Source organism: Pseudomonas sp. NPDC090203, assembly GCF_044746765.1.
Classification (GTDB): domain Bacteria; phylum Pseudomonadota; class Gammaproteobacteria; order Pseudomonadales; family Pseudomonadaceae; genus Aquipseudomonas; species Aquipseudomonas putida_AD.
The window spans coordinates 310,833-336,613 of record NZ_JBIVCV010000004.1 but is presented as its reverse complement, the minus strand read 5'-3'; the positions used below and the strand labels follow the sequence as shown (position 1 = coordinate 336,613).

General features: G+C 58.3%; 22 protein-coding genes. 8 read left to right on the top strand and 14 right to left on the bottom strand.

Going from position 1 to position 25,781, the window contains the following annotated elements:
• Positions 1-3: 3 nt before the first annotated feature.
• Positions 4-885 carry an NmrA family NAD(P)-binding protein gene (locus ACIPO9_RS09360; RefSeq protein WP_400780530.1) on the bottom strand — a complete coding sequence of 294 codons (882 nt, stop codon included), beginning with the start codon at positions 883-885 and terminating at the stop codon, positions 4-6.
• A gap of 267 nt (positions 886-1,152) precedes the next feature.
• Positions 1,153-1,734, bottom strand: a complete 582-nt coding sequence (locus ACIPO9_RS09355; protein ID WP_400780308.1) for a carbonic anhydrase — start codon at positions 1,732-1,734, stop codon at positions 1,153-1,155.
• 136 nt (positions 1,735-1,870) lie between these two features.
• On the opposite strand from ACIPO9_RS09355, the gene ACIPO9_RS09350 reads away from it, so the two are divergent.
• Complete coding sequence (locus ACIPO9_RS09350; protein WP_400780305.1) at positions 1,871-2,497, top strand: TetR/AcrR family transcriptional regulator; 627 nt, start codon at positions 1,871-1,873, stop codon at positions 2,495-2,497.
• Positions 2,498-2,620: 123 nt separating this feature from the next.
• Here ACIPO9_RS09350 and ACIPO9_RS09345 read toward each other — a convergent pair whose 3' ends face one another.
• The 3 genes from ACIPO9_RS09345 to ACIPO9_RS09335 form a co-directional block, all read right to left on the bottom strand.
• Complete coding sequence (locus ACIPO9_RS09345; RefSeq protein WP_400780303.1) at positions 2,621-5,818, bottom strand: efflux RND transporter permease subunit; 3,198 nt, start codon at positions 5,816-5,818, stop codon at positions 2,621-2,623.
• A 222-nt stretch (positions 5,819-6,040) separates the two neighbouring features.
• The gene (locus ACIPO9_RS09340) at positions 6,041-6,637 is read right to left on the bottom strand and encodes a carbonic anhydrase (RefSeq protein WP_400780300.1); all 597 of its coding nucleotides are present in this window, start codon (positions 6,635-6,637) and stop codon (positions 6,041-6,043) included.
• A gap of 157 nt (positions 6,638-6,794) precedes the next feature.
• Entirely contained in the window at positions 6,795-7,418 is a 624-nt protein-coding gene (locus ACIPO9_RS09335; RefSeq protein ID WP_400780298.1) for a hypothetical protein, read from the bottom strand.
• Between the two features lie 246 nt (positions 7,419-7,664).
• Here ACIPO9_RS09335 and ACIPO9_RS09330 point away from each other — a divergent pair, with 246 nt between their 5' ends.
• Complete coding sequence (locus ACIPO9_RS09330; protein ID WP_400780295.1) at positions 7,665-8,666, top strand: GlxA family transcriptional regulator; 1,002 nt, start codon at positions 7,665-7,667, stop codon at positions 8,664-8,666.
• A gap of 6 nt (positions 8,667-8,672) precedes the next feature.
• Here ACIPO9_RS09330 and ACIPO9_RS09325 read toward each other — a convergent pair whose 3' ends face one another.
• From ACIPO9_RS09325 to ACIPO9_RS09305, 5 genes are all read right to left on the bottom strand, one after another.
• Entirely contained in the window at positions 8,673-9,443 is a 771-nt protein-coding gene (locus ACIPO9_RS09325) for an SDR family NAD(P)-dependent oxidoreductase (RefSeq protein WP_274130461.1), read from the bottom strand.
• 41 nt (positions 9,444-9,484) lie between these two features.
• Complete coding sequence (rhaT, locus tag ACIPO9_RS09320; protein WP_400780292.1) at positions 9,485-10,543, bottom strand: L-rhamnose/proton symporter RhaT; 1,059 nt, start codon at positions 10,541-10,543, stop codon at positions 9,485-9,487.
• Positions 10,544-10,584: 41 nt separating this feature from the next.
• On the bottom strand, positions 10,585-10,905 hold the full coding sequence (gene rhaM / locus ACIPO9_RS09315) for an L-rhamnose mutarotase (RefSeq protein ID WP_400780290.1): 321 nt from the start codon (positions 10,903-10,905) through the stop codon (positions 10,585-10,587).
• Positions 10,905-11,786, bottom strand: a complete 882-nt coding sequence (locus tag ACIPO9_RS09310) for an amidohydrolase family protein (protein ID WP_400780287.1) — start codon at positions 11,784-11,786, stop codon at positions 10,905-10,907. Before ACIPO9_RS09310 ends, rhaM begins: the two co-directional genes overlap by 1 nt.
• Before the next feature lie 117 nt (positions 11,787-11,903).
• Positions 11,904-12,848: a LysR family transcriptional regulator gene (locus ACIPO9_RS09305; RefSeq protein ID WP_400780284.1), complete on the bottom strand. Its 945-nt coding sequence runs from the start codon at positions 12,846-12,848 to the stop codon at positions 11,904-11,906.
• A 124-nt stretch (positions 12,849-12,972) separates the two neighbouring features.
• Here ACIPO9_RS09305 and ACIPO9_RS09300 point away from each other — a divergent pair, with 124 nt between their 5' ends.
• The 5 genes from ACIPO9_RS09300 to ACIPO9_RS09280 all read left to right on the top strand — a co-directional run bounded on the left by ACIPO9_RS09300 (position 12,973) and on the right by ACIPO9_RS09280 (position 19,445).
• Positions 12,973-14,271 (top strand): MFS transporter, encoded by a 1,299-nt coding sequence (locus tag ACIPO9_RS09300; protein WP_400780283.1) that lies wholly within the window; start codon positions 12,973-12,975, stop codon positions 14,269-14,271.
• 16 nt (positions 14,272-14,287) lie between these two features.
• Complete coding sequence (gene rhmD, locus ACIPO9_RS09295) at positions 14,288-15,472, top strand: L-rhamnonate dehydratase (protein ID WP_400780281.1); 1,185 nt, start codon at positions 14,288-14,290, stop codon at positions 15,470-15,472.
• A gap of 77 nt (positions 15,473-15,549) precedes the next feature.
• Entirely contained in the window at positions 15,550-16,347 is a 798-nt protein-coding gene (locus ACIPO9_RS09290; protein ID WP_400780279.1) for an HpcH/HpaI aldolase/citrate lyase family protein, read from the top strand.
• An 18-nt stretch (positions 16,348-16,365) separates the two neighbouring features.
• Positions 16,366-17,799, top strand: coding sequence for an aldehyde dehydrogenase (gene aldA / locus ACIPO9_RS09285; protein WP_400780276.1), 1,434 nt, complete (start codon positions 16,366-16,368; stop codon positions 17,797-17,799).
• Positions 17,800-18,848: 1,049 nt separating this feature from the next.
• A complete protein-coding gene (locus ACIPO9_RS09280) occupies positions 18,849-19,445 on the top strand; it encodes a hypothetical protein (RefSeq protein ID WP_400780274.1) in 597 nt (198 codons plus the stop codon).
• Positions 19,446-19,530: 85 nt separating this feature from the next.
• On the opposite strand, the gene ACIPO9_RS09275 is transcribed toward ACIPO9_RS09280, so the two are convergent.
• Positions 19,531-20,400 carry an SDR family oxidoreductase gene (locus ACIPO9_RS09275; RefSeq protein ID WP_400780272.1) on the bottom strand — a complete coding sequence of 290 codons (870 nt, stop codon included), beginning with the start codon at positions 20,398-20,400 and terminating at the stop codon, positions 19,531-19,533.
• Positions 20,401-20,535: 135 nt separating this feature from the next.
• Here ACIPO9_RS09275 and ACIPO9_RS09270 point away from each other — a divergent pair, with 135 nt between their 5' ends.
• Positions 20,536-21,414, top strand: coding sequence for a LysR family transcriptional regulator (locus ACIPO9_RS09270; protein WP_400780271.1), 879 nt, complete (start codon positions 20,536-20,538; stop codon positions 21,412-21,414).
• An 82-nt stretch (positions 21,415-21,496) separates the two neighbouring features.
• Here the strand turns inward: ACIPO9_RS09270 and ACIPO9_RS09265 are convergent, their stop codons facing one another.
• From ACIPO9_RS09265 to ACIPO9_RS09255, 3 genes are all read right to left on the bottom strand, one after another.
• Positions 21,497-22,057 carry a hypothetical protein gene (locus ACIPO9_RS09265; RefSeq protein ID WP_400780268.1) on the bottom strand — a complete coding sequence of 187 codons (561 nt, stop codon included), beginning with the start codon at positions 22,055-22,057 and terminating at the stop codon, positions 21,497-21,499.
• Positions 22,058-22,293: 236 nt separating this feature from the next.
• The gene (locus ACIPO9_RS09260) at positions 22,294-24,159 is read right to left on the bottom strand and encodes a pyruvate kinase (RefSeq protein ID WP_400780266.1); all 1,866 of its coding nucleotides are present in this window, start codon (positions 24,157-24,159) and stop codon (positions 22,294-22,296) included.
• A gap of 10 nt (positions 24,160-24,169) precedes the next feature.
• The gene (locus ACIPO9_RS09255) at positions 24,170-25,774 is read right to left on the bottom strand and encodes an inorganic phosphate transporter (RefSeq protein ID WP_400608154.1); all 1,605 of its coding nucleotides are present in this window, start codon (positions 25,772-25,774) and stop codon (positions 24,170-24,172) included.
• Between the last annotated feature and the right edge of the window lie 7 nt (positions 25,775-25,781).

Sequence of the window (25,781 nt, the reverse complement as noted above, 5' to 3'; positions counted from 1 at the left end):
GGGTTACACATAGGCATCCCGATATTTAGCGACGAATGCTTGCACGGACAACGCCGGGATTCCAGTGACCTTCTCCACTACGTCATTTACACCAGCGAAGACACCGTCGCGGTAGTCCTGGGCGACTTCGACCAAATGTTGCACGAGAGCCGGCGGGAACTGATAGTCCTGTTGCATTTTTTGCTCGAACTCTTCAATCGAGACAGGTGCGTACTCGATTTTTGCGCCCAGCACTTCGCTCATGGCTGCAGCGATTTCGGTATGGTTCATTTCGACCGGGCCGTGAAGGCTGTAGATCTTGCCCTCGTGACCCTGCGGCTTAGCCAGAAGGTGGGCAATCACCCGCCCCTGGTCATCACTGGCAATGGGCGCATGGCGGCCATTGCCGAACGGGAACTGGATTTTCTTCGTGGCCCAGATTTCCTTGGCGAAGTGAGGATAGGACAGCCAGTCGGCAAAGAAAGTTGGACGAAGATGAGTGGTCGGTACACCCGACCAGTCAAACACACGCTCCGACATCCAGTGGTCCTGGGCCAGATGGCTTTTGGCATCCCGGTTCGAGGAGATCTGCGACATGTTTACGATAGCCTGCACGCCAGCCTCTTTTGCCGCCTGAGCGAAAAAGGCTGCCGCCTGGACAATGCCAGGTGCCAATGGATACAGGAAGTATGCCGAGCGGATACCTTCCATTGCGGCGCGAATGGCATCGATATCAGTGAAGTCGCCCAAGGCAATTTCCACCCCACGTTCACGCAGCGCCGCTGCCCTGTCGTCATCCGAGCGCAGATAGGCCCGTACGCGCTTACCCATCCTCAGCAGCTCATCGATCGCCGCCCCGCCAGTGCGTCCGGTTGCACCGCTTACAAGAATTTCTGCGCCCATAATCGTGATCCTCAATTAGGTGTGAGCCTGTGCTCTTCAATAAATAGGAGCATATGCTCCCATGTGATTCAAAGTAGGAGCATATGCTCTCAATGTCAATACAGATCCGTAACCGTTCAGCGGGCATACCGCTTTCTGAATGCAGGCCTAACCTGAAAACCGAGCAGTGCTCGGTTCGATTGGCATTGGGAGATGGGGGGATGCGGCGGATAGACGATGAGCAGCGGCAGACCACGCAAGGGTGGCCGCCGCTTTCGCAAAGGCGACGGTTTAGCCTGGAATGTCGCTGACCACTTCAGTCAATTCGCCATTATCGATGTTGTAGAAGAAGCCGTGGATTTTCACTTCTTTAGGCACGCCTGGGTGGGCACGTACGACGCCAACATCGTATTTGAGCGAACTTTCGAAATCTGAAATGCAGACGCTGTTGTGGTCATAGGCTGCCGAGATATCACTGCCATGTTCATGCTTGAACGCATCGATGATGCCATCGGTGGTGAAGGATGTAGCACCACAGAACGAGTGATGCACCACCACGACCCGCTCAATGCCGAACAGATGAACCATAGTCGCGATCGACTGCAGACCGGCAACTGCGCGGCCACCGGCGCAGGACACAGGGAATAGCGTCGTGGTATGCGCTACCCGATTGCCGTTTTCATCAAGGATGTTCTCACCTGGAAAGACTTCGCCAAAGTGCTTGGCGATAACGGTCGGAACCTCCGACGCCCGCGGGTCGAAGCAGTGAATAACGATAGTGCGCAAATTCACCGCCTTGGCGAACTGCGGGCGAAACTCCGCCTCGTTGAACCAAGGTTGGGCCTTGAACGAAAAATCATTGAAATTGGGCATCTGCAGTCTCCGGTGTTATGAGTTTTCTGACTGGTCTGAACCAGCCAGGCAAAAGTACACAGATCTGTCTACCAACTCAAGAGAAAAGTAGACAGATCTGTGTACTCAGTGTTAGGTTGCAGGCTGGAGGATTTCCATGCTGACCCATGACCCGGATTTCAAAGATTTACGCCTGGAGGAGCTCACCGCTCTCAAGCCGCGGGACCGCATCCTGAAGACAGCGATCACCCTGTTCAATGAGGGTGGCGTCCATACGGTCGGAATCGATCGAATCATTGCCGAAAGTGGTGTGTCCAAGCGCACTTTCTACAATTACTTCCCTTCGAAATCCGATCTGATGTGCGCCTATCTGGATTTCTGGCACGGGTTGAGATTCAAGAATTTGAATCTCTATGCGGCCCGTGTGGGCGGCGATGCCAGAGCGGAACTGCTGGCCATTTTCGACTTCCTGGAGTTCTGGTTTTCCGAACAGGATTTCAGAGGGTGCGCCTTTGCCCGTGGCCTCAACGACTTCAGCGATGAAGCGTCGATCACCCTGCGCACAAAAGTGAGCTCTCACTTTGAAGAGTGGGCCCGGTTTATCAGAACCCGGCTGGAGCAGTTGGTGGAGCCCGACCAGATCGACATAATGCTTGCGCAGTTCCTGAGCCTTATTACCGGAACGACGGTGGTTGCCCATGCCTCCGGAAACGTTCAGGTCGCGCAATTGAACAAGAAAGTTGCCGAAGCTTTGCTGGGCGAAAAGATCGAGTCGATCAATTGATCGACCCCAACCAAAAAACCTCCAGCCTCACCGCCGTCTGGCTACTTTTGCGCCAGTGATGCACCCGCCGCCAGCACGCGGTTTACATTCCGTCGCTGGCGAGCGGCCCCCTGCCGCCACCGTTCATGAAGCAGCCTGCGGCTTCAATGAGTGATCATCAGGCTGTGAAATTACCGCGCGAGCAGCATTCCTACCCTCGATATGGCGACGAATCAGAACAAAAAATACTGGCGTGAGCAGCAATCCAAAAAAGGTCACGCCCAGCATCCCCGAAAACACTGCAGTACCCATTGCACGACGCATTTCCGAGCCTGCGCCAGTTGAAGTCACCAACGGGATCACCCCCATGATGAAAGCGACGGACGTCATAACAATTGGCCGCAGCCTCATGCGGCAGGCTTCCAACACCGCATCGAGCGGCGTCATCCCTCGATCCTGTTTGTCTTTCGCAAACTCGACGATGAGAATCGCGTTCTTGCACGCCAAACCGACCAGAACGATCAGACCGATCTGAGTGAAGATGTTGTTGTCGCCCTTTGAAATGAGCACCCCGGCGATCGCCGACAACAGGGTCATCGGCACTATCAGGATGACCGCGAGCGGCAGGCTCCAGCTTTCGTACAACGCGGCCAGCACCATGAACGCCAGTAACACGCAGAGCGGAAAGACCAGTAGCGCGGTGTTGCCTGACAGGATCTGCTGGTAAGTGAGATCGGTCCACTCGTACGTCATGCCATTGGGCAGCTCCTCCCTCAGCAGCTTCTCAATGGCAGCCTGGGCCTGGCCTGAGCTGTAGCCGGGGGCAGCACTACCATTGATTTCTGCCGTGACAAACCCGTTGTAGTGCGAGACACGATCCGGACCGGAGGTCGAGCTGACCTTCACAAAGGCCGACAGCGGGATCATCTCGCCGCGATCGTTGCGCACCTTCAAGTGACCGATCTGCTCCGGTTCCTGACGCAATTGCTGTTCGGCCTGGATGTTGACCTGATAGGTGCGGCCGAAGCGGTTGAAGTCGTTGGCATACAGCGAACCCAGATACACCTGCAAGGTGTCGAAGATGTCGTTGATCTTCACACCATGGGTCTTGGCCTTGTCCCGGTCGATAGCCGCTTCGACCTGTGGCACGTTAACCGTGTAGCTGGTAAACAACTTCGCCAGCTCCGGGACACCGTGACTCTTGGCGATGATGTTCATCGTCTCTTTGTACAGCGCCTCGTAACCCAGATTGCCGCGATCTTCGATCTGCACACGAAAACCGCCGATCGTACCTAGACCCCGAACCGGCGGCGGAGGAAACACGGCAACGTTGGCATCCTGGATGCTGCCAAACTTAGCGCCTAGTGAGGCAGAGATCGTCCCTGCGGACAGGCCCGGATCCTTGCGCTCATCGAACGGACGCAAGCTGATGAACTCCACGCCGGCGTTCGGACTGTTGGTGAACCCGTTTATCGACAAACCAGGAAATCCTACAGCGTTAACAGTGCCCGGCTCATTCATCGCGATGCTGCTCATGCGACGAATCACTGACTCGGTCCGATCCAGGCTGGCGGCATCCGGCAACTGGGTAAAAGTCACCAGATACTGCTTGTCTTGAGTAGGCACGAAACCGGTCGGCGTACTGTTGAAGCCCAGCCAAGTCATGACGATCAGGCCCGCATAAACCACCAGTGCAACGCCGCTGCTGCGAATGATCCGCCCCACTGTCGCTACATATCGATGACTGACCTTCTCGAAGAGGCGGTTGAAGGGCAAGAACAACCAACCGCCGAGCACGCGATCAAGCACTCTGGATAAGCGGTCTTTCGGTTCACCGTGGGCTTTGAGCAACACTGCGGCCAAGGCTGGCGACAAGGTCAGGGAGTTGAATGCCGAGATCACTGTCGAGATGGCGATAGTCAACGCAAATTGCTTGTAAAACTGCCCGGTCAACCCCGAGATGAATGCCGCTGGTACGAACACGGCGCATAGCACCAGCGCCGTGGCAATGATAGGCCCGGTCACTTCGCCCATGGCGACTCTGGTCGCCTCGAGCGGCTCCAGGCCAGACTCGATGTTTCGCTCAACGTTCTCAACCACCACGATCGCATCATCGACCACAACGCCGATCGCCAAGACCAGACCGAACAGCGACAGTGCGTTGAGCGAAAACCCGAGCAAGTGCATCACAGCAAACGTACCGATCAACGATACCGGTACCGCCACCAAGGGAATAATCGAGGCGCGCCAGGTTTGCAGGAACAGGACCACCACCAGCACCACCAGAATCAGCGCCTCGAACAGGGTGTGCACCACCGCTTCAATCGAACTGCGCACGAAAATGGTCGGGTCATAAACAATCTTGTAGTCCACGCCTTCCGGGAAGCTCTTTTTCAACTCGGCCATCGTCGCGCGCACCTGGTCGGAGACCTCGATCGCGTTGGAGCCTGGACGCTGAAAAATCGGCATCGCCACCGCCTCCTCGTTATTGAGCAAGGCACGCAAGGCGTACTGGTTGGAACCCAATTCAATGCGGGCGATGTCCTTGAGGCGGGTGATCTCGCCGTTCGGGCCGCTGCGAATGATCACGTTCTCGAACTCTTCTTCGCTGACCAGCCGCCCTTGTGAGTTGATCGACATCTGGAAGCTGGTGGCATTCGGCGCAGGCGGCGAGCCCAACTGCCCGGCCGCGACCTGACGGTTCTGCTCGCGCACAGCATCCACAACGTCAGTGGCAGTCAGATTGCGCGAGGCGACCTTGTCCGGATCAAGCCAGATCCGCAACGAGTAATCGCCAATACCGAATATCTTTACATCGCCAACACCGTTCAGACGCGCCAGCTCATCCTTGACGTTGAGGATCGCGTAGTTGGACAGATAGAGCATGTCGTAGCGTTTGTCCGGTGACACCAGGTGCACCAGCAACGTCAGGTCTGGAGAGGCCTTGTCGACCGTGATGCCGATGCGCGTCACCTCTTGCGGCAGCTTGGGCTCGGTGCGGGTCACTCGGTTCTGCACCTGAACCTGGGCATTGTCCAGATTAGTGCCAAGGGCAAAGGTCACAGTGAGGGTCAGACGCCCATCCGCCGTCGCCTGGGAGGACATGTACAGCATGTTCTCGACCCCGGTGATCGCCTGTTCCAGCGGTGCAGCGACCGTTTCGCCGATGACCTTCGGGTTGGCACCGGGATAGTTGGCACGCACCACAACGGTGGGTGGTACGACTTCGGGGTATTCGCTGACCGGCAGCTGGAACATCGAGATAAGACCGGCGATCAGGATCAGTAACGAAAGTACGGCGGCGAAGATCGGACGCGTGATAAAGAACTGGGAAAATTTCATGGATGCTTATCATATTCAAACGCGCAGAAGATCCTCGCCGTAAACAGCAGACGGTGAGTACAGAACAGCGGGATCGGGTGGCCGCTTCAAGACGTGCGCGGTGACGGGATAGTTACTTGAACGTTGACGCAACACTGATGAAAGCCACGGTCACCGCGAACATAAGTGCGGTAATCGTGGCTGTCGTCGAGGCTGTCCAGAACGATGGATTAAATCTGCGAATCACTCAGGTATATCACGTGCGACTTCGGTCAGCTCCCCTGAGTTTATTTCATAAAAGAAGCCATAGAGTTCGATGTGCTTGGGTACCGCCGGGCTGGCACGAAGCAATTGGAGATCGTGTTTAAGCGAGTCTTCAAAATGTCCGATAGCAAGGCTGTCGTGATCGAACAACGTAGAAATGTCAGAGTGATGATGATCGTGAAAATCTTTGACCAGGGTGTCTGGAGTGAAAGCAGTCGCGCCACAGAACGAATGGTGCACCACGACAACCTTTTTGACTTGAAAAAGGAAATCCATGGTGACGACCGATTGCAGGGCAGAAAAAGCACGGCCACCCGCATTTGACACGGCAAACAGCGTTCGAGTATTTCCGACCTTGTAGCCATCCTCATTGAGAATGTTCTCGCCAGGATAAACTTCATCCCCGAAATGATCGGCAACCGCCTGAGGGATCTCGGATGCGCGAGGATCGAAGCAATGGATCACGATGGTCTTCATGGGAATAAAATTACTGAATCCCACGAACCCTGCCCGATCGAACCAGGCGGGATCAAACCAGGGCTGGGTCCTGAATTCGAACTCGGAATATTTTGCCATCTTTTCAAACTCCCGTTGTGCAGCCCATATTGTGCAAAAAGGCCATGATTCTAACTATTCAGGAACAGCACAGACGTGATGACTGGCCTTTAGAGGCCCTACGATCGCGCGCCGCAGTAAAACGACCAGCACCGACCAACCCGGCGCGAGTCAATATTCACTCATCGAATGGCGCCCAGCCCAATACGACTGGCGCGTCCACGATCGTAAGTGGGGACCTGTTGTGTTCAATGCGGGAACATATGTGAAACCAATGCGGATAGGGCTGCTTACAGTCGAGTTCGCGATTCAAGCTTTCGTTGAACGCCCGCTTGAAATCGAGCCGCGGGTACCGCCGCAAGACTTCAGCGACATCAGCAGCATCGAGTTGTGCACCCGGAACCCCGGACACGTCGTAGGCAAGTCCGCATTGCATCAAACGGCTTGTATCGCCGCGAAACTGGTTCATGTCCCATGTGTGGAGCGCAATGTTATCCCACACCTTCTGCGCTCTATCCGCCGATACCCCCTGCGCGCCCAAAAAAGTCCGGGCTGCGGTTGCGCCTTCTATCTCGAATCGGTGTGGGCCAGGAGCGTATTCAGTCAGTCCTAAATCGTGCAGCACTGCCGAAAGAAAGATCTCTTCGCTATCGACCTTTTTTCGCTCCTGCTGCGCAAAGAGTTCAGCGAACCAGTAACAGCGCATGACATGATTGAATAGCGTATCGTTCGACACCGATCGGGCGAGTTCTTCCGCCTGGCGAGCGATGCTGCTATCTGGAGCCTTGATATCCGCGATCATTGGTGTGCCCTGCAAATCCACCCGAACCAGGGTTCAGATGTTAGTGTCCACCGGTTGCCACCTGCAATGACATTCACCCCTCGGATTCTGCCAAGCTCATTCGGTTTACTGCGCTGTGCTTGGGGGGTAAATGATCGAGGTATCTACGAGAATTGTAAGGGTGGGTAAAACTGTGGATCATGTGCTGTCTCGTTGTGGGCACAATCCGCAACCGAATGCGTCAGACAAAACGGCATAAAGTGAACCATGGCCTCAAAAGCTTGCCACTCCCCGGCCCCGACGCCGCTCAAGGTTGTCATAGTCGCTTATGATCGCGCCAAGCTCCTGGACATCTGCGGCCCGTTACAAGCGTTCAGCGACGCATGCCTGAACGTCGGGTACGCTGCCTATGAAGTATCAGTGGTGTCGGAGAGCGGCGGCCTCATCACTACCGATACCGGCGTGAAAGTAGACACCACCGCGCTTGACCAGATAACTCCCCAGACCGTCGACACCCTCCTTCTGGCGGGCTTTGACCCATCAATGCCACCCATCTCGACCGCTTCGCTTGAATCACGTCTTGCCGTTTACCTGGATCAGCCACGCCGTCTGGGATCGATTTGTACGGGCGCCCTGATCCTCGCCAAATTCGGGGTGCTGGACGGCCTGGAGGTGGCGACGCATTGGTCGGCCTGTGATCTCCTCAAGCAGGAGCATCCAACCATTCGAGTCAAGCCGGATGCCCTTTTCGTCAACTCCGGCCGAATTTGGACGTCAGCCGGCGTTTCCGCGGGAATAGACATGGCACTCGCCATGATCGAGAGCGACCTGGGCCATTTGACTGCTCTTAATGTGGCCCGATCGATGGTCCTCTTTCTCAAACGACCAGGCGGTCAGTCGCAGTTCAGTGTTGAACTGCGTCAGCAAATTCAAGATGCGCGCGGTCGATTTGAAGACCTGCACGATTGGATACGCAACAACCTGACCAGTGACCTCTCCGTGCCAGCCTTGGCCGAGGCGGCACGGATGAGCCCGCGCAATTTTTCACGTGTGTATCTTCGCGAGACTGGCGACAGCCCTGCCCGAGCAGTGGAAAAACTTCGCACTGAAGCCGTCAGGCGTCTCCTGGAATCCGCGCCAGATTCCATCCAGGTTATTGCGCGCCGAACCGGCTTCGGTGACGACGAGCGCATGCGCCGCGCATTTGTTAAAACCTATGGTGTATCCCCCCAATATTACCGCAGGCGGTTTGGGCGTCAGCACGATTGACAAAAGCTACTGCAAATTGACAAACAACCCGCCATCCACCAACAGCGATGCGCCCGTCACGTACTTCGCCATATCGGAAGCCAGAAACACGATGGGGCCTGCGATGTCATCAGGCTCGCCAAGACGCCCCAGTGGCGTACGGGACTCCATGTAGGCCAGCTTTTCCTCGTCTGCGAGGTCCTCTTTGTTGATATCGGTCGCAATGGTGCCGGGCAGCACGGAGTTACAACGAATGCCGTAAGGCCCCAAGGCAATGGCGCAGGACTGCATCAACGAGTGCAGGCCGGCTTTGGTAGGCGTGTAGTGAGTCTGCATGGCGCCGCCCACCAGTGCGCTGATGGAGCTGACCGCAATGATCGCTCCGCCTTTGCCCTGTTTCTTCATCTGATTCGCAGCAGCCTGGACAGCGAAATAGGCACCGTTGAGGTTGGTGTTCACGGTTTTGAGATACACCTCGCGCGGCATGTCGAGGAATGAATGGAAGGGGCAGATACCGGCGTTGTTGACGAATACATCGACGCTGCCGAAAGCCTTGAGTGCGCCGGCCACCAGGCGATCGCCGGTATCGGGATCGGCGGCATCGCTGCCCACTTCGACGGCTTGCCCATCGAATGCTGCTATTTCTTCGATCAGACTGCGCGCAGCCTCAGTGCCCTGCGCGCTGCCGCTGTGCCCGATGACCACACGAGCGCCTTGCCTTGCGCACTCTTTCGCGGCGGCACGACCGATACCGCGGGAAGCGCCAGTGATGATGACCGTTTTGCCTGCCAGTAACATAGAAAACTCCTTGGATAGCGAAGACTGAGTCCGGTCAGGATTCAGCTCAGATAATTGCCATAACCAACCATACCGATGGCGCCCAGGATCACGGCAATACCCGAGACCAGCACACCTTTGTTCGATGCCGTGGTGCCCTGCCATTCCCGGAAATACAGCCCCCAGCAGTTGGATACGATGATGATGAAAGACATGTGCAAGACCCATGAACTGGCGTCGTTGTGCAGCCTGGTCTCACCCATGCCGTAAAAGAAGAACTGCAGGAACCACAGCGTTCCTGCGCACGCGACGAGCAAGTAGTTGCGCAGCAGAGGCGTCTGCGTGTTCACGTAGTCGCCGAAGCTGTTATTGCGTTTGTTGAGCCACAAGCACCAGATGGCGTTGGTGGTAAGCCCGCCCCACATGATGACCATGAACGTCACGTTGTTCTGGAACAGCGAGTTGGCACCGTGTTGCACCGCAGCGTCTGCCAATGGGCGACCCGCGCTGATGCCGTAACTGAAGCAGGCGCTCAGCACGCCGGAGATCACCGCAACCAGCGCGCCTTTGCTCAGGGAGAATTCACTGATGCTGGCAAATTTGGTCTCGTCGCTGACCTCTCGCTCCTTCAGCACCCCGGCGCGACCACACAGGGCGATTCCCACCAGGGAGACGGCAACGCCCCACAGAACCCAGTTACCACTTGAACTGGTCACCATTTCGCTGAGCGTGCCGGCCTTGGCATCGGTGAACAGATCGCGATACAGCGCGGGCATCAGAGCCCCCAGAGCGGAGGTCAGGCCCATGACCAGGGACATGCCGAGTGACAGGCCCAGGTAGCGCATGGTCAGGCCGAACGTCAGTCCGCCGATCCCCCACAGCACGCCAAACACATAGGTCCAGAACAACGTGACGCCGTCCGCCTCGCGGAGGATGTCGACAAAGCCCGGGACGGTGAGTTGGGCGGCGATCAGCGGAACGATGAGCCAGGAGGCCAGCCCACCCGTGATCCAGTAGCTTTCCCACTTCCACCCTCGCACTTTCTTGTACGGAATGTAGAAGCTGCCGGAGGCTGATCCTCCAATGAAATGCAACAAAACGCCGAGCAGAATGATTTCCACGTTCACTATCCCTTTTTTTTGTTATTGGCGTGACAAAGTATTCAGTCCCGATTCAGGCTGAACACGGGCAGCAGATCCACAGTGATGGGTGAGGCGTCAGGGTGACTGGGCATGATCGACTGCATGTGCTGCCACCAGTGCTGCATCACCGCAAGGCGGGGTAACTTATCGAGCAGATGCTCATCGTCATGGGTCAGCACGGCGAACAGCGCCAGCGATTCGGGGTCAAGAAAGATTCGATAATCCCGCACGCCAGCATTGCGCAGAGCGTCGATCAACTCCGGCCAGATCTCGTCGTGGCGCTTGCGGTATTCCTCGGCCTGGCCGGGATTGAGGTTCATGCGAAAGGCGCGGACCGGCATTATCCCGCCCTCTTCAGATCAGGTAGCGAATAGGCCTGTGCGACATTGCGCAGGAAAAACTTTTCCTGCACCTCAACCGTCTTGTCGGCCATGTAATCCCTGACCAGATCAACCGTGCTCGCAAAGTCGGTGATCGAATCACTGTTGGGCCAGTCGCTGCCAAAAAAACACCGATCCTCACCGAAGGCTTCCCAGAGATAGCCCAGGCGATCCCGGTACCAGGCGGGATCATTCACAACGCCCTGCCCGGTCTGCTGAGGAATTTCCGCGAGCTTGGCAAAGACGTTGGGCCGTTCGGCCAGCGCGAACACATCTCGCTGAAAATCCACCATTTGCTGCTCAGGGACTGCGGCGTTGGGGAGGTGATCCACGACAATGCGCAGGTTGGGTACGGCGTCGCTCAGACGCAGCAAAGCCTTTATCAGGCGTGGATCGGGATTGGCGCTGTCCAGGCTTCGACCGCTGGCCGCCAGCCTCTTCATGGCGTCGATGAACCCCGGGCGGCTTTGATCCTCCAGCAAATCCCTGTCCCAGAGATTTCCGTATCGCAATCCCAGGAACAGCGGTTCTGACTCAAGAAAGTCGAGGTCATCGTCAAAATCTGCATCAAAGGGCGACAGGTTGCCGACAAAGCCCAGCATCTTGGGGCTATCGCGCAGGGTCTCAAGCAACCAGGTATTGTCCAGACGCCAAGGGCTGGCTTCGACCACGATGGCACCGATGATCTGCTGCTGGCTGGCGAGTGCCCAGTAGTTTTGCGGAAGGGAGACGCCATGAAGCGGGTGGCCGGGCTCAGGCCAGGGGATTCCTTCAGGTCGCAAGGCATCGAACAAATGGATATGGCTGTCGATGACAGGGCCCGTGTAACGTTCTGCAGTCATGCTGCGTCCGTCCAGATTTGTTTTTATTAAGTCCGACTGTAGGTGGCTAGCCGATGCGTGACTAATCGATTTTTGTTTAGGAGCGATACCCGCTTGGTATCGGTAGCAGCCATTCGCTCAAGGCGCCTCAAAGGCACGCTTTCGCAACAGGTCTATGAAATGCTGCAACTCGCGGCTCACCGGCTCATCCTTGCGGCGTAACAAACCGAACGGCGCCATGTGTGCGTCGAGGGTCACAGGCAAGGCCTTGACCAGCCCCATCTTCAAGTAATCACGCATCGCAGACTCGGAAAGCACCATCAGCGCGTCCGTGAGTTGCACCAGTTGCTGCATCGAATACACCGAACTGCATTCGATGATGTCGGCTGGCATTGGCAATTCAAGGCGTTGCAATGCCTGCTCGATGGCGATCCGTGCGGGGCTGGTTTCGGGTTGAAGGATCCATGGCCAATCCGTCACCAACTCTTTCCACTCCAGTTTTCGACGTTTGGCCAAAGGATGGCCGCTGTGAACCACGGCAATCAGCCGCTCGTTGCCCAAAGGCTCGAACTCGTAGTGTTCCCGATCATTGATCGGACTGCGCCGCGTGACCGCAATGTCCACGCGCCCTTGCTCAAGTAATTGCACCACCTGGTCGCTGGTGTCGCCCATGATTCGAATGCGCAACTGAGGATGAAGCGCCTTGATTTCGGCCACCGCGTTCATCACCAGATCCGGAGCGGCGCCCATGATCGTGCCGATCGACAGGTAGCCGTATCCGCCCAGCTTGCGCGCCGCCAGATCCGCGGAGGCCCGATCCAGGCCACTGAGCGCCGCTTCGGCGAAGCGCAACAGTTCGCGACCCAGCGCCGTAGGTCGCATGCCCCGAGGCAGGCGCTCGAAGAGCTCGCAATCAAACATGTCCTCGATTTCCTGCAGCATGCGTGTCGCCGCCGGCTGGGACATGTTCATGCTCAGTGAGGCCCGGTGCAGATTCAGACTCGAACCCAGCACGACCAGCATCTGCAGATGCTTGTAACGCAACCGGCTGAACAACTGCTGAGGTGACCGCTCGACGCTCATACCCTCACTCCTATCGATAACTTCAAGGTATCAACTATAAGCTTAATTCGATTGGTCACGCATCACTGACGCGCAGTAGAGTCAGCCCTACGCAGTCAAATAATTCCAAGAAAAGGAAACTGACGTGAGCTCTCTCCCCACATCCCTGCTGGCCAAGGTTTCATGGCGGCTGCTGCCGTTCCTCTTACTGATGTACATCATGGCGTTCCTGGACCGGGCCAACGTAGGCTTTGCCAAGCAAGCGTTCCAGGCCGACACCGGCATCGGCGACGCTGCGTTTGCCTTCGGTGCGGGCGTCTTCTTTGCCGGATATGCGCTACTCGAAGTCCCCAGCAACCTGATCATGCACAGGGTCGGCGCCCGGTTGTGGATGTGTCGGATCATGGTGACATGGGGCCTGATATCGGCGGCCATGGTGTTCGCACACACCGAAACCAGCTTCTACGTACTGCGCTTCCTGCTGGGGGTCGCGGAAGCCGGCTTCTTTCCAGGCGTCATCCTGTATCTGACCTACTGGTTCCCCGGCGCAGCGCGCGGCAAGGCCATGGGTTTCTTCTACTTCGGCGCTCCGCTGGCGTTCATCTTCGGCAGTCCCCTCTCCGGTTTGTTGCTTGAGCTCGATGGTGTGCTGGGGACTCACGGCTGGCAGTGGCTGTTCGCTGTGGAAGGCCTGATGGCAACTGCGGTGGGCGTCTGGGCGTACTTCTATCTGGACAATCGGCCGAGCGACGCGAAGTGGTTGACCGCTCAGGAGCGCAGCCAGCTTCAGGCCGTGCTGGATGCCGAGGACAGCCACAAACAAGCCCACGGCAGCCTCCTCAAAGTACTCATGCAGCCGGCGGTGCTCTACCTGTGCCTGATTTATCTGCTGATACAGGCAAGCGTCTACGGCGTGGTGTTCTACCTGCCAAGCCAAGTGGCAGGTCTTCTGGGTACGAAGGTCGGGCTGATGGTGGGCCTTGTCAGCGCCCTGCCCTGGCTCTGCGCACTGCTGGCTGCCTGGAAGGTGCCGGCCATCGCCGACCGTACCGGCCAGCGCCGCACTGTGGCCGCGCTGACACTGGTGGTTTCCGGGCTGGGGATCGCCGCCTCCGTCAGCTTCGCAAGCCCGCTGATTGGCATTCTGGCGTTGTGCTTCGCCGCGTCCGGTTTCATCGCTGTCCAGCCTGTCTTCTGGACGTTCCCGGGGAGTTTCCTCGCAGGATCCGCCGCTGCAGGCGCCATCGCCTTGATCAACTCCTTCGGGGCGCTGGGCGGCTTCATCGCTCCCATCCTCAAGAACTGGGCTGAAGGCGCGTTTCAGTCTCCCGCCGCCGGCCTCTACATGCTCGCCATCACCACCTTGATTTCTGCGGCGCTGGTCATGGGCATTCGCCCTCCCCGCGTCGCCACGCCTCACAAGCAACCCACCTTCCAGATCTGATCTAAAGGAATCAACCATGGCCACACCAACCATCAAACATGTTCGCGCCTTTGTCCTACGTGGGGGTGGCGCTGACTATCACGATCAAGGCGACGGTCACTGGATCGACGATCACATCGCCACGCCGATGAGCAAATACCCGGAGTATCGCCAGAGTCGTCGCAGTTTCGGCATCAACGTGCTCGGCACCCTGGTCGTCGAGGTCGAGGATTCCGAGGGCAACATCGGCTTCGCCGTGACCACCGGCGGGGAACCTGCGGCCTACATCGTCGAGAAACACCTGGCCCGTTTCGTGGAGGGCGCCAAAGTCACGGATATCGAGCGTATCTGGGACCAGATGTACTTCGCCTCTCAGTACTACGGCCGCAAGGGTCTGGTCATCAACACCATCTCGGGTATCGACCTGGCGCTGTGGGATTTGCTCGGCAAAGTGCGCAAGGAACCGGTACACCAGTTGCTCGGTGGTGCAGTGCGCGATGAACTGCAGTTTTATGCCACCGGCGCACGTCCGGATCTCGCGCAGAAGATGGGCTTCATCGGCGGGAAGCTGCCGCTGCACCATGGCCCTGCCGAAGGCGAAGAAGGCCTTCGCAAGAATCTTGAAGAGCTGGCCGTGATGCGCGAGCGGGTCGGCAAGGATTTCTGGCTGATGCTCGACTGCTGGATGAGCCTGGACCTCAACTACGCAACGCGGCTGGCCCACGGTGCTCAAGAGTTCGGCCTCAAATGGATCGAAGAAGCGCTGTCGCCGGACGACTACTGGGGTTATGCCGCGCTGAAGAAGGCCGTGCCCACCGGCATGCTGGTGACCACCGGTGAGCATGAGGCCACCCGCTGGGGCTTTCGCATGCTGCTGGAGATGGGCTGCTGCGACATTATCCAGCCCGATGTCGGCTGGTGCGGCGGCATCACCGAGCTGATCAAGATCTCGGCGCTGGCCGACGCACACAGCGCAATGGTCGTGCCGCACGGTTCATCGGTGTACAGCTACCACTTCGTCGCGACGCGCACCAATAGCCCGTTCGCCGAATTCCTGATGATGGCGCCAAAGGCCGATCAGGTAGTGCCCATGTTCCATCCACAACTGCTGGGCGAGCCTGTGCCAGAGAACGGCCGCATGCGTCTTTCGAAGCTGGATCAGCCAGGCTTTGGCGTGACCTTGAACCCGGAATGCCAGCTGCACCGCCCTTACCAGCATTGATCGGCTGGACGCTCGCCGATCCACAGGTGTCGGCGGGCCGCCATTGCGACCTACCCCATTCGACAGGATTTTTTGCCATGAAACTGCCCCGCAATACTTTCAAGGCTGCGCTGGCCAAAAACGAGCCGCTGTACGGCATCTGGGCGGGATTCGCCACAGGCTACGCCGCAGAAATCACCGCAAGCTTCGGGTACGACTGGATGCTGATTGACGGTGAACACGCCCCCAATACCGTGCCATCGATCCTGGCCCAGTTGCAGTCGGTGGCCCCCTACTCCACCGCCCCCATCGTGCGCGCGGTCGGACACGACCCGGTACTGATCAAGCAGCTGCTGGATATCGGCACACAGAACCTGATGATTCCGATGGTCGAGACGCCTGAGCAGGCGCAAGCCCTGGTCAGGGCGACGCGTTATCCGCCCCATGGCATTCGCGGGGTCGGCGGTGGATTGACCCGCGCGACTCGCTGGGACGGTGTTCCCGACTACATCAACACTGCCCATGAAGAGCTCTGCCTGATTGTGCAGGTGGAGTCTCGCACTGGCGTCGAAAACGTTGCGCAAATCGCCGCAGTTGACGGCGTCGATGCGGTTTTCATCGGCCCGGCCGACCTGTCCACCGGTCTGGGTCACATCGGCAATCCGTCCCATCCTGAGGTGCAGGAAAAAATCAGGCAGGCGATCGACGCCACCCTTGCTGCCGGCAAGGTCAGCGGAATCCTGGCCCCGGCCGAAGAGGACGCTCGTCGATACCAGAGTTGGGGTTGCCAGTTCATCGCCGTCGCAATCGACATCAGCCTGATGCGCCAGGCCGCCCTGGCCAACCTTGCCCGGTACCGTGAAACCGAGCAGCGCAGCGAATCCAGAACCTATTGATCAGGAAGGAGCCAGACCATGTCCTCAGTACCCGTCTATCAGAACTACATCAACGGCCAGTTCGTATCGGCCTCGGAACATTATGAAGTGCTGAACCCGGCGACCGGCGCCCTGTTGGCCAAGGTCCCTGCCTCGGATGCAGATCAGGTCGACCGTGCCCTGGCCGCTGCCCGGGCCGCGCAATCAGCTTGGGCCCGGCGCCCCGCCAATGACCGGGCAAGCTATTTGCGCAAGATCGCCAACAAGCTGCGGGAAAACGTTCCCCACCTGGCCCGCACCATCACCCTGGAGCAAGGCAAGACCTCGGGCCTTGCTGAAGTGGAGGTCAACTTCACCGCCGACTACCTCGACTACATGGCTGAGTGGGCACGACGGATCGAGGGCGAGATCATCACCAGTGACCGGCCAGGCGAGAACATCTTCATGTTTCGCAAGCCGCTGGGCGTCGTCGCTGGCATCCTGCCGTGGAACTTCCCGTTTTTCCTGATCGCTCGCAAGATGGCGCCGGCCTTGGTCACAGGCAATACCATCGTCATCAAACCCAGTGAAGAAACCCCCAACAACTGCTTTGAGTTCGCGCGGCAGGTTGCAGAAGTCGACCTTCCTCCTGGTGTGTTCAATGTGGTCAGCGGCGACGGACGAGTGGGTGCTGCACTCTCGGCGCACGAGCAGGTCAACCTGATCAGCTTCACCGGCAGCGTTGAGACCGGCGCCCGGATCATGAGCGCAGCGGCGCCCAACATCACCAAACTCAACCTCGAGCTGGGCGGCAAGGCGCCTGCCATCGTGTTGGCGGATGCCGACCTGGATCTAGCCGTCAAGGCGATCAGGGATTCGCGAATCATCAACACCGGCCAGGTCTGCAACTGCGCCGAGCGCGTCTACGTGGAGCGTCAGGTAGCCGATCAGTTCATCGAGAAGATCAGCGCTGCCATGGCCGCAACTCGTTATGGCGACCCGCTTGCCGATGCCTCGGTCGAGATGGGGCCGTTGATCAATCGCCAAGGCCTGGACAGCGTCGCCGCCAAGGTCAGGAAAGCCAGGGAGCAAGGCGCATCCCTCATCACCGGCGGCAACATCGCAGACCTCGGCCAGGGCTTTCACTATCAACCCACAGTCCTTGCAGGCTGCCGTGCGGACATGGAGATCATGCGCAAGGAAGTCTTCGGACCAGTGCTGCCCATCCAGATCGTCGATGACCTCGACGAAGCCATTGCCCTGGCCAACGACTGCGAATACGGGCTGACGTCATCCCTGTACACCCGGGATTTGAGCAAGGCCATGCACGCGATTCGCGAGATCGATTTCGGCGAGACCTACATCAACCGGGAGAATTTCGAGGCCATGCAAGGCTTCCACGCAGGCGTTCGCAAATCAGGGATTGGCGGCGCTGACGGCAAGCACGGCTTGTACGAATACACCCATACCCACGTGGTGTATCTGCAGGCCTGATCACAACAAGGGGAACGAGACTGATGGTCGCGCTCCCCTTTCGCGTTTACCCGATAACCGCCCGAAACCCCGGCTGTCAGCGGTTGAAAAACACAGCGACTTTGTTACCGGTCGGATCTCTGAGGTAGGCAACGTAGAAGAGTGAGTCGTAGAAGGCTACGGACGCATCGACATCGTTTGCACCGATCCACAGATAACTGAGCATGGTCGTCTCAGGTAGACAGTTTGCGATGGGCCAGGAGCGGTCGTTTAATCAATGTCGGCCTGCTTAATCAATAAGGCAAAGATCAGTAATTTCTTTCACTCCAGTTTGGAGTCAGTCGTAGCTGATCTTGCAATCCCTGCTCAAGAACATTAATCGGCCTCTTCAATGAATCCGGCGTGCCTGAATCTGATGATCCAAGCCATCCACAGACGTCATAGGTTTGCATGATTCTTTCGTCACCCGCTTCTGGCCGAGGCCAGATCTCGACGACAACTGTCTGCATACCAAAAAGTCGTCGCCAAAACCCGCTCTCCCTAATGACCGCACAGCAATTTTCTGCGTTAAAGTTTGAGGACCATGTGGAGTATCTTTCATCGTATAATTTTCTTCTGACTTTCAACGGGTCTCCCACATCAACGAAGTAGTCACGACGCTGAAGTGCAAGCATGTTAAAGGCGGCTTTCGTAAACTCCATGTCAGATAGGACACGCCCTTTATTTTCACAAAACCCGGGCGGTTCGAGATTAAACAGAAGCGTGTAAAAAACCGCGCCACTCAAGAGGCATAGGACTCCAAGGGTGACGCCTAGGCTACTCCTCACAATCGTCTCCCTTGTAAATTGCCTGCTTTCGCTGTCGCCGCCAGCTCATTGATTTCGTTCTCTGATAAACGCTTATCATAGCCGGAGTCACCGCCGTCCCAGCCAACCGAATGCCACGAAACCTGAAGAACTGACGGCCAGCAGTAGCCTCCGAGCACACATCACGAACTCTGCAGTATTTCTGATAGCATCCCTCCCCCCCGCTCAGTCAGCAACGCCGACATCAACACACGGAGAGTGACAATGAAACGCCTGAACGCCCTGCTCGCTGGAAGCTGCGCCGCGCTTATTGCAGCCTGTAGCAGTACAGGACCCTATCAAACACCTGAAGACCTGGCCCGTATGAAGCAGGACCTCAAGCTGGAGCATGCACCCACCGGCGTGCTTCCTCTGAAATGGTCCTATTTCGACTATGGCATTCAACAGGAAGGCGTGGACACGGTAGATGCTCTCGCGCTGGTTCAGCCTGGCTTGCTCACACTCGTGGGGTATGAAAAAGGCCATTATGTCCGTCAGGCTGAGTTCGCCAGTTCTTCAACCGACTGCATGTACATTTTCAAGGGTGATGTCAGCGCACAGCCAGTGTGGTTATTGAAAGCTGATCGCCCGGTATTCCTGACAACCGGCAACAACAGGGGACTTATCAACGTTCCCCTTCGCAAGCAATTGATTGATCAGATGACGTCCGCCGGCTTCCTTCCCCACCTCGATGCCCAGGGTATGCCCTATCAACCGACTGGCATTACCGAGCGCAAACTGGTTTTGATGACAGGCTATGGGCAGCGCGTGGAATCGATGGACCAGAATCAGGTTTACAACGTTTGCCAGAAACACAGTTAGCCGTTGAGCTTTACGCAGAACAGCGGCCAATGGTGTCGAACATCAACACCATCGGCCGTCTCACCCCTGCGAATGTGCGGCGACGTCAAACCGAGGCAGCGATTTGAGCCGCGAGCTCGCCATAGGCGTGAAGTGGACGCCCCAGCATTTCGGTCAGACGCTCCACGTCACCCCTTTCCGGAATCATGCCGTCTGTGATGAAACGCTCGCTCATCATGCGCATGTCATAGGCCATCCAGTTGGGCATGAACTGACGCAGGTTCTGCTCGAACGCGGCAGTGTCTTCACCCGGATAGGTGATCGGACGGCCCAGTGCCTGAGTCCATAGAGCGGCAATGTCCGTGCCGGTCAGGGTGTCAGGGCCTACCAGATTGATCCGTTCCATTGGCAACGGTACAGACGACTGTTCACGACGCAGCAACTCGATGGCTGCAACCTCGCCAACGTCCCGGGTATCAATCATCGCCAGGCCTTTGCTGCCCACTGGCATCGGGTAGATGCCGTAGCGGGTGATTACATCCTTGATCGTGTGATCGTTATCCATGAAGTAAGCGGGACGCAGAATCGTGGCGTTGAGCCCCATGTGTTCAATCATCCGCTCGACCCCGTACTTGCCTGCGAAATGCGGCACGTTCACGAAGCGATCACTGTGGATCACCGACAGATAGACGATGCGCTCGATGCCGGCTTCCCGGGCGATGTTGAGGGCGATCACTGCCTGTGTGTACTCGTCTGCCACCACTGCGTTCAGCAGAAAGAGTGTCGAGACGCCAGCGAATGCTTTACGCAATGAGTCTACGTCGAGCAGGTCCCCCTGAACGATTTCGACACCCGCCGGGAAGTTGGCTTTGGATGGGTCACGGACGAGTGCGCGGACGTCGGCACCGCGTTTGACGAGCTGTTCAACTACTTGGCCGCCTACATTGCCAGTCGCGCCGGTAACAAGAATGGTCATGATGATTTCCTTCGTGATAGTGAGGTTGTTCAAGCAACACCGCGGTATTGCGTGTGCATGGCCTCACGATAAGGGGTTCCATATCCTGGATGAAGTCCCTAAAATCGATACACCTCGCACCATAAATGAGACGACATGGACCTCAATGCCCTCAGTGACTTCCAGTTGGTTGCGACCCACGCAGGCTTCGGCAAAGCCAGCCGCGCCAGCGGTCGATCCAAGGCGACACTGTCGCGCCGCCTGGCTGATCTTGAAGATGCGCTGGGTGTCAGGCTTATCGAGCGAGGCAGCCACAGTCTCGAATTGACCGAAGCAGGGAAAGCCCTGATAGCCAGGATCGAAGGCCCGATGCGGGAAGTCAGCGAAGCAGTCGATGCGGCAAGAGAAGGCGTCGCAGCGCCACGGGGCCGACTGCGTATTGCCGCACCGTTGCTGTTCTCGCAGCTCGCGCTCGGAAGGCTTGCCGCCGCATTCCAGGCGATCTATCCCGACGTGGAGATCGAGGCTGTATCGGAAGATCGCTTCATCGATCTGGTCGACGAGCAATTCGATGTTGCCATTCGAATCAATCCGAGCAATGACAGCACCCTCGTGGGACGATGCTTCGCGAGGGACCGGATGGTTCTGGTGGCAGCGCCATCGGTGCCGATGCCGAGCGCGGGCGCCGATAAACCTGGCCGGGTGCCTGCCGTGGTGATGACGACCTATACGGACGGAACGCTATGGTCGGTCAATGATGGCCTGTTGAGCGTCGAGCCAAGGCCAGTTCTGAGACTGTCTTCGCTGCTGGCAATGCGCGACGCCGTGATCGCTGGCGCAGGTGCAGCGATGTTGCCGCAATCGATCATTGGCGCTTCGCTGGCAAGAGGCGAGCTGGTGTCGTGGGGTGCTGCGAACAACGAGACTGAGCTCTGGGTGCTGCATACGTCGCGGCGGCTGCAAAGCCCGAAGGTTCGGGCTTTTGTGACGTTCATATCCAGCCAGTATCCAGATGGGTCGTTCTCGATCCCCTAGTCGCTCACGAACGGCCGTTCATCCCCGCGGGAAAAAATCATCGGCCGTCGTGTAAACGAGGTATGAGCCAAAGAAGAACGCCTCAGGTGTTCTCATCAGCATTGATAAACTTTTTGCGATTGACCATCCAGGGCAACGCGGGCTGGCTGCGTATTTTCTTGTAGCGGTTTTTCGTGAACTGGTAGGTCACCAGTTCTTTGAAGTGACGGTTTCCTTTGACCACCTCGTAGGTGATAAGAAAATAAATCAAAGGGCTGTCTGCGTCGGTCCAGGTCTGCAATGTCTGCTCAAGGGCCTTGGCAACATCTTCGACACGGCTATAGCCGATGAAGGTCTGGAAGACTGCCTGCGCAGCCTTGCTGCGCAACTTCCCGATTTCATTGATATCCGTGTGAGCGCGTTTCCACTCCCACTCGACGTAGGTCAGAACGTCTTTATCAGAGTATTGCACCACTGCATCAGTACGCCCGCCAGACTCAAAAAGCGCCCGTGCGCCAAGCAGGCTGGAGCATTGCCGAACGACCAGACCCATGTGGATTGTCCAGTTGGCACGATTGGCCAAACCTGCGAATTCATCTACGGGAAAGTCTTTGTACCAGAGGTAGTTGAATAGCGTGACGAAGTCTCTTTCAATCCGTTTCATAAAAAATTCCGTACTGTCGCGTATGTCGAGTGATCTGACTTGACATGCACCGGAAAGCACCGTTCTAGAGCCTTGCGCTACCGGTTGCATCCGTGACTGTATCGGCGAAATTCGTCAAACTTGAGCTTCGTCTCTCCATCGTTTATGGGAAGTCTCCAGTACCTGAAGTTGCAACGAGAGAACACTCCAACAGGAGTTCAACACATGAACTCGATAAGACTTGGCAACCGCCCGCACTAACCCGCCGGCCGCAGATTCGCCACTCCCAATCTTCGCATCAGATCCACCTTCTTGCGCCGATGGCTCTGCATGCGCCCAAGCACGTTATCCAGGCAGCGAATGGCTTCCAGGATATGCGGGCCCTTGTTCAGCATCACACATTCGGCGCGAGCGCCTGTGGCGGCGTCGGTCATTTCGGCGCGGGTCGGGCTGCCGGTCTTGGCCAGCGTTTCCAGCACTTGCGTGGCCCAGATGACCGGCACGTGGGCGGCCTCGCAGATGCACAGGAGTTCTTCCTGCAGCTCGGCTGTGCGTTCAAAGCCAGTTTCGATGGCCAGGTCGCCACGGGCGATCATCACGCCGAGCCTGGGCAGTTGCATGCCTGCGATCAGCAATTGGGCGAGGTTGTCGAAGGCCTGCCGGGTTTCGATCTTCAGCACGACCGCCATGTTCAATGCATCCAGGCGGGTCAAATGGCTCGCCAGTGACTCGATGTCCGCGCCGCTGTTGACGAACGACATCTGCACCCCATCGGCGTTTTTACAGGCGAACTCCAGCGCCTGGATGTCGCTGGCAGAAAGCGCCTCCAGCTTGAGATCGCTGTCGGGCAGGTTGATGCCCTTGTCGCTCTTGAGCTTCGCACCGCCAGGGGCGTGATTGATCAGGACGTGAAGCGCGTCGGGTTCGACCGTCTGGATGGTCCCGCCGATCTTGCCGTCGTCGAACCAGATCGGCTCGCCGACTTTAACGTCAGCGAACACCGAGGGCAGCGTACAGCCGATGGTTGCCGATGCCTTGACCTGGCCTGATTGATCGAGCATTGCGCCGCGGCCGCTGCGTGCGTCCCGGGTCAGCAGCAGGGTGTCCCCTTCTTTCAGCTTGATGCTTTGCGCGGGTTTGCGCGAGACATCGAGCACTCGCGCCGACTTCTTGCGGCCGTTGCGCTTTTTCAGGTTGAGGGTCACGCCGGGCACCAGGTAGGCAGTCTTGTCCAGCGCCGCCCAGCAGCCGTTGTCGCCCACCTCGGTAATGCGCATGCGACGCCTGGACTCGCGGGCGTCGCTCAAGGCAATGACATCGCCGACAAGCAGACTGCAAAGCCATTTGCGCGGCACCTGGATGGCCTGTTGCTCTTGTGCGGGCAAGTGCTCGCCATGGTGCAGCCACACCCGGGCGGGCGTGACCACGCGACCGAATACGTCACGGTTCGGCCGCAGGCGCAGTACCGCAGGCGCGGGATCGATCAGGCCGGTGCGCAGCTTGGGCCCGGCCAGGTCCATCAGCACCGCGCACGGCTTGCTCAACGCGCGCGATGCACGGTGCACGTGCTCGATCATCCGCGCCCAGTCTTGCGCGGTGTCGTGGGCACAGTTGATCCGCGCGCAGTCCATCCCGGCGTTCAACATATCCTTGACCTGCCCGTAGTCGGCGGCGGCCTCGCCGGGCAAGGTGACCATGATCCGGGTGCCACGCTCTGGAGGCTGCCCGCCGAACAACGCCTGGGTGTGGGCCTCCAGCGGTTCCTCAGCGTTGTCTTTGAGCTGTGGCGATGTGGCAGAGGGTGTTTGCGATTCGGCGCTCAATCGCTGCAGCACCTCGATGACCCGGTCCAGCGCGGCCAGCGCATCGGCTTCGCAACGCCCCAGCGACGACAGCCCGAGCCTGGACAGGGTCTGCTGCAAGGGCCTGATGTCATGGCGACGCAGTGCCAGGTAGGCGAGCAGGTTTTGCGCGCTGGCCAGGTGCACGGGATGCAGGTGCATGTCCTCGACCCGCGCCTGGGCGGCAATCATCTTGTTTCGCAGAAACAGGGTTTCACGCAGCGCGGCCTTGATGGCGTCGTCATCAAGGCTGGAGAATCCGGCGGACTGGATGGCGTTCATGGCTCGGCACTCAGAAAATGGAATGGAACAGCCAGAACAGCAGTGCCGAGAGCGCCATGGCGGCAGGCAGGGTGAACACCCACGCCAGAATCAGGTTGCGCACCGTGGCCATTTGCAGGCCGCTGCCGTTGGCGGCCATGGCGCCGGCGACGCCCGACGAGAGCACATGGGTGGTGGACACCGGCAAGCCGAACACGTCGGCGGCGCCGATGGTTGCCATGGTCACCAGTTCAGCGCTGGCGCCCTGGGCGTAGGTCAGGTGCGCCTTGCCGATTCGCTCGCCAACTGTGATGACGATGCGACGCCAACCCACCAGGGTACCAAGCCCCAGCGCGATGGCCACGGCGATCTTCACCCAGAACGGAATGAAGCGCGTGGCCGCATCGATCTGGCGTTTGAATTCGGCCACGTTGGTGCGCGTGTCCGCGGAGAAGTCATCAAGGTGCTGGGTGCCCAGCAGCCGGATGCTCTCCGAAGTCAGGAACATGTCGTTGCGCACGTTGGTCATGGCCTGGGCGGGCACCTTGGCCAGCGTCCCGTAGTTCTTCACCTCGTCGGCGATGATCCCGGTCACGGCGGCCAGCGCAGGAATCGTGTCTTCGCTGGCTTTTCGGGTGCGCACGTATTCCATCAGCGCCGTGCGCGGATCCTCCACGCGGCGCCCTTTGGCTTCGTTGGTCAGACCCTGATGGGTGACTTGCGCGACCGCCACAAACTGGGTGGTCTGGGTCACCGGCACTGCGCGGTCCAGCGCGTACGCCATCGGCAAGGTGCCCACCAGAATCAGCATGATCAGCCCCATGCCCTTCTGCCCATCGTTGGAGCCGTGGGCAAAGGAGACCCCGCTGCAGGTCAGGATCAACAGCCCGCGAATCCAGGGCGGTGGCGGGTTCTGGCCCTTGGGCTCCTGATACAGCTCTTTCTGTTTGACCAGCAGCCTGAGGAGCAGCAGCAACCCCGCCGCGCAGACGAAACCCACCAGTGGCGACAGCAACAGCGCGTAGGCCACTTTGGACACCTGCGACCAGTCGACGCTGTCCGATGCAGAGCGGCCCTGCATCCAGGCATTGGCCAGCCCGACGCCGAGGATCGAGCCGATCAGGGTATGCGATGAAGACGCCGGCAGCCCCAGCCACCAGGTGCCCAGGTTCCAGACGATGGCGGCGATCAACAGCGCGAAGATCATCGCGAAACCGTTCGCCGAACCCACCTGGAGGATCATGTCCACAGGCAGCAGCGCAATGATGCTGAAGGCCACCGCGCCGCTTGAAGCCAGCACGCCGCTGAAGTTGCAGAAGCCCGACCACACCACTGCGATGTTCGCCGGCAGCGAGTGGGTGTAGATCACCGTCGCCACCGCGTTGGCCGTGTCGTGGAAACCGTTGACGAATTCGAAGCCCAACGCAATCACCAGCGCCAGGCACAGCAGGCCATAGGGCAGCCAGGTAGTGGCCACGGCTCCGGCGTCATCGACGTCCTGAACGATGCCCCATCCGCTGACGATCACACCGACGACCAGCAGGCCGAAGAACAGCGCCAGACTTCGCCGGCTCAGGGCATGATCGAGTTTGGGGCGTGAAAGATGGGCAGTGTCATGGGCGGCTGAATTGTTCATGTTGTTG

Excerpts from the sequence above, each read along its gene's own strand:
- ACIPO9_RS09355 (WP_400780308.1), bottom strand. The coding sequence starts at position 1,734 with ATGCCCAATTTCAATGATTTTTCGTTCAAGGCCCAACCTTGGTTCAAC.
- ACIPO9_RS09350 (WP_400780305.1), top strand. The coding sequence starts at position 1,871 with ATGCTGACCCATGACCCGGATTTCAAAGATTTACGCCTGGAGGAGCTC.
- ACIPO9_RS09345 (WP_400780303.1), bottom strand. The coding sequence starts at position 5,818 with ATGAAATTTTCCCAGTTCTTTATCACGCGTCCGATCTTCGCCGCCGTA.
- ACIPO9_RS09340 (WP_400780300.1), bottom strand. The coding sequence starts at position 6,637 with ATGGCAAAATATTCCGAGTTCGAATTCAGGACCCAGCCCTGGTTTGAT.
- ACIPO9_RS09335 (WP_400780298.1), bottom strand. The coding sequence starts at position 7,418 with ATGATCGCGGATATCAAGGCTCCAGATAGCAGCATCGCTCGCCAGGCG.
- ACIPO9_RS09330 (WP_400780295.1), top strand. The coding sequence starts at position 7,665 with ATGGCCTCAAAAGCTTGCCACTCCCCGGCCCCGACGCCGCTCAAGGTT.
- ACIPO9_RS09325 (WP_274130461.1), bottom strand. The coding sequence starts at position 9,443 with ATGTTACTGGCAGGCAAAACGGTCATCATCACTGGCGCTTCCCGCGGT.
- rhaM (WP_400780290.1), bottom strand. The coding sequence starts at position 10,905 with ATGCCGGTCCGCGCCTTTCGCATGAACCTCAATCCCGGCCAGGCCGAG.
- ACIPO9_RS09310 (WP_400780287.1), bottom strand. The coding sequence starts at position 11,786 with ATGACTGCAGAACGTTACACGGGCCCTGTCATCGACAGCCATATCCAT.
- ACIPO9_RS09305 (WP_400780284.1), bottom strand. The coding sequence starts at position 12,848 with ATGAGCGTCGAGCGGTCACCTCAGCAGTTGTTCAGCCGGTTGCGTTAC.
- rhmD (WP_400780281.1), top strand. The coding sequence starts at position 14,288 with ATGGCCACACCAACCATCAAACATGTTCGCGCCTTTGTCCTACGTGGG.
- ACIPO9_RS09290 (WP_400780279.1), top strand. The coding sequence starts at position 15,550 with ATGAAACTGCCCCGCAATACTTTCAAGGCTGCGCTGGCCAAAAACGAG.
- aldA (WP_400780276.1), top strand. The coding sequence starts at position 16,366 with ATGTCCTCAGTACCCGTCTATCAGAACTACATCAACGGCCAGTTCGTA.
- ACIPO9_RS09280 (WP_400780274.1), top strand. The coding sequence starts at position 18,849 with ATGAAACGCCTGAACGCCCTGCTCGCTGGAAGCTGCGCCGCGCTTATT.
- ACIPO9_RS09275 (WP_400780272.1), bottom strand. The coding sequence starts at position 20,400 with ATGACCATTCTTGTTACCGGCGCGACTGGCAATGTAGGCGGCCAAGTA.
- ACIPO9_RS09270 (WP_400780271.1), top strand. The coding sequence starts at position 20,536 with ATGGACCTCAATGCCCTCAGTGACTTCCAGTTGGTTGCGACCCACGCA.
- ACIPO9_RS09265 (WP_400780268.1), bottom strand. The coding sequence starts at position 22,057 with ATGAAACGGATTGAAAGAGACTTCGTCACGCTATTCAACTACCTCTGG.
- ACIPO9_RS09260 (WP_400780266.1), bottom strand. The coding sequence starts at position 24,159 with ATGAACGCCATCCAGTCCGCCGGATTCTCCAGCCTTGATGACGACGCC.
- ACIPO9_RS09255 (WP_400608154.1), bottom strand. The coding sequence starts at position 25,774 with ATGAACAATTCAGCCGCCCATGACACTGCCCATCTTTCACGCCCCAAA.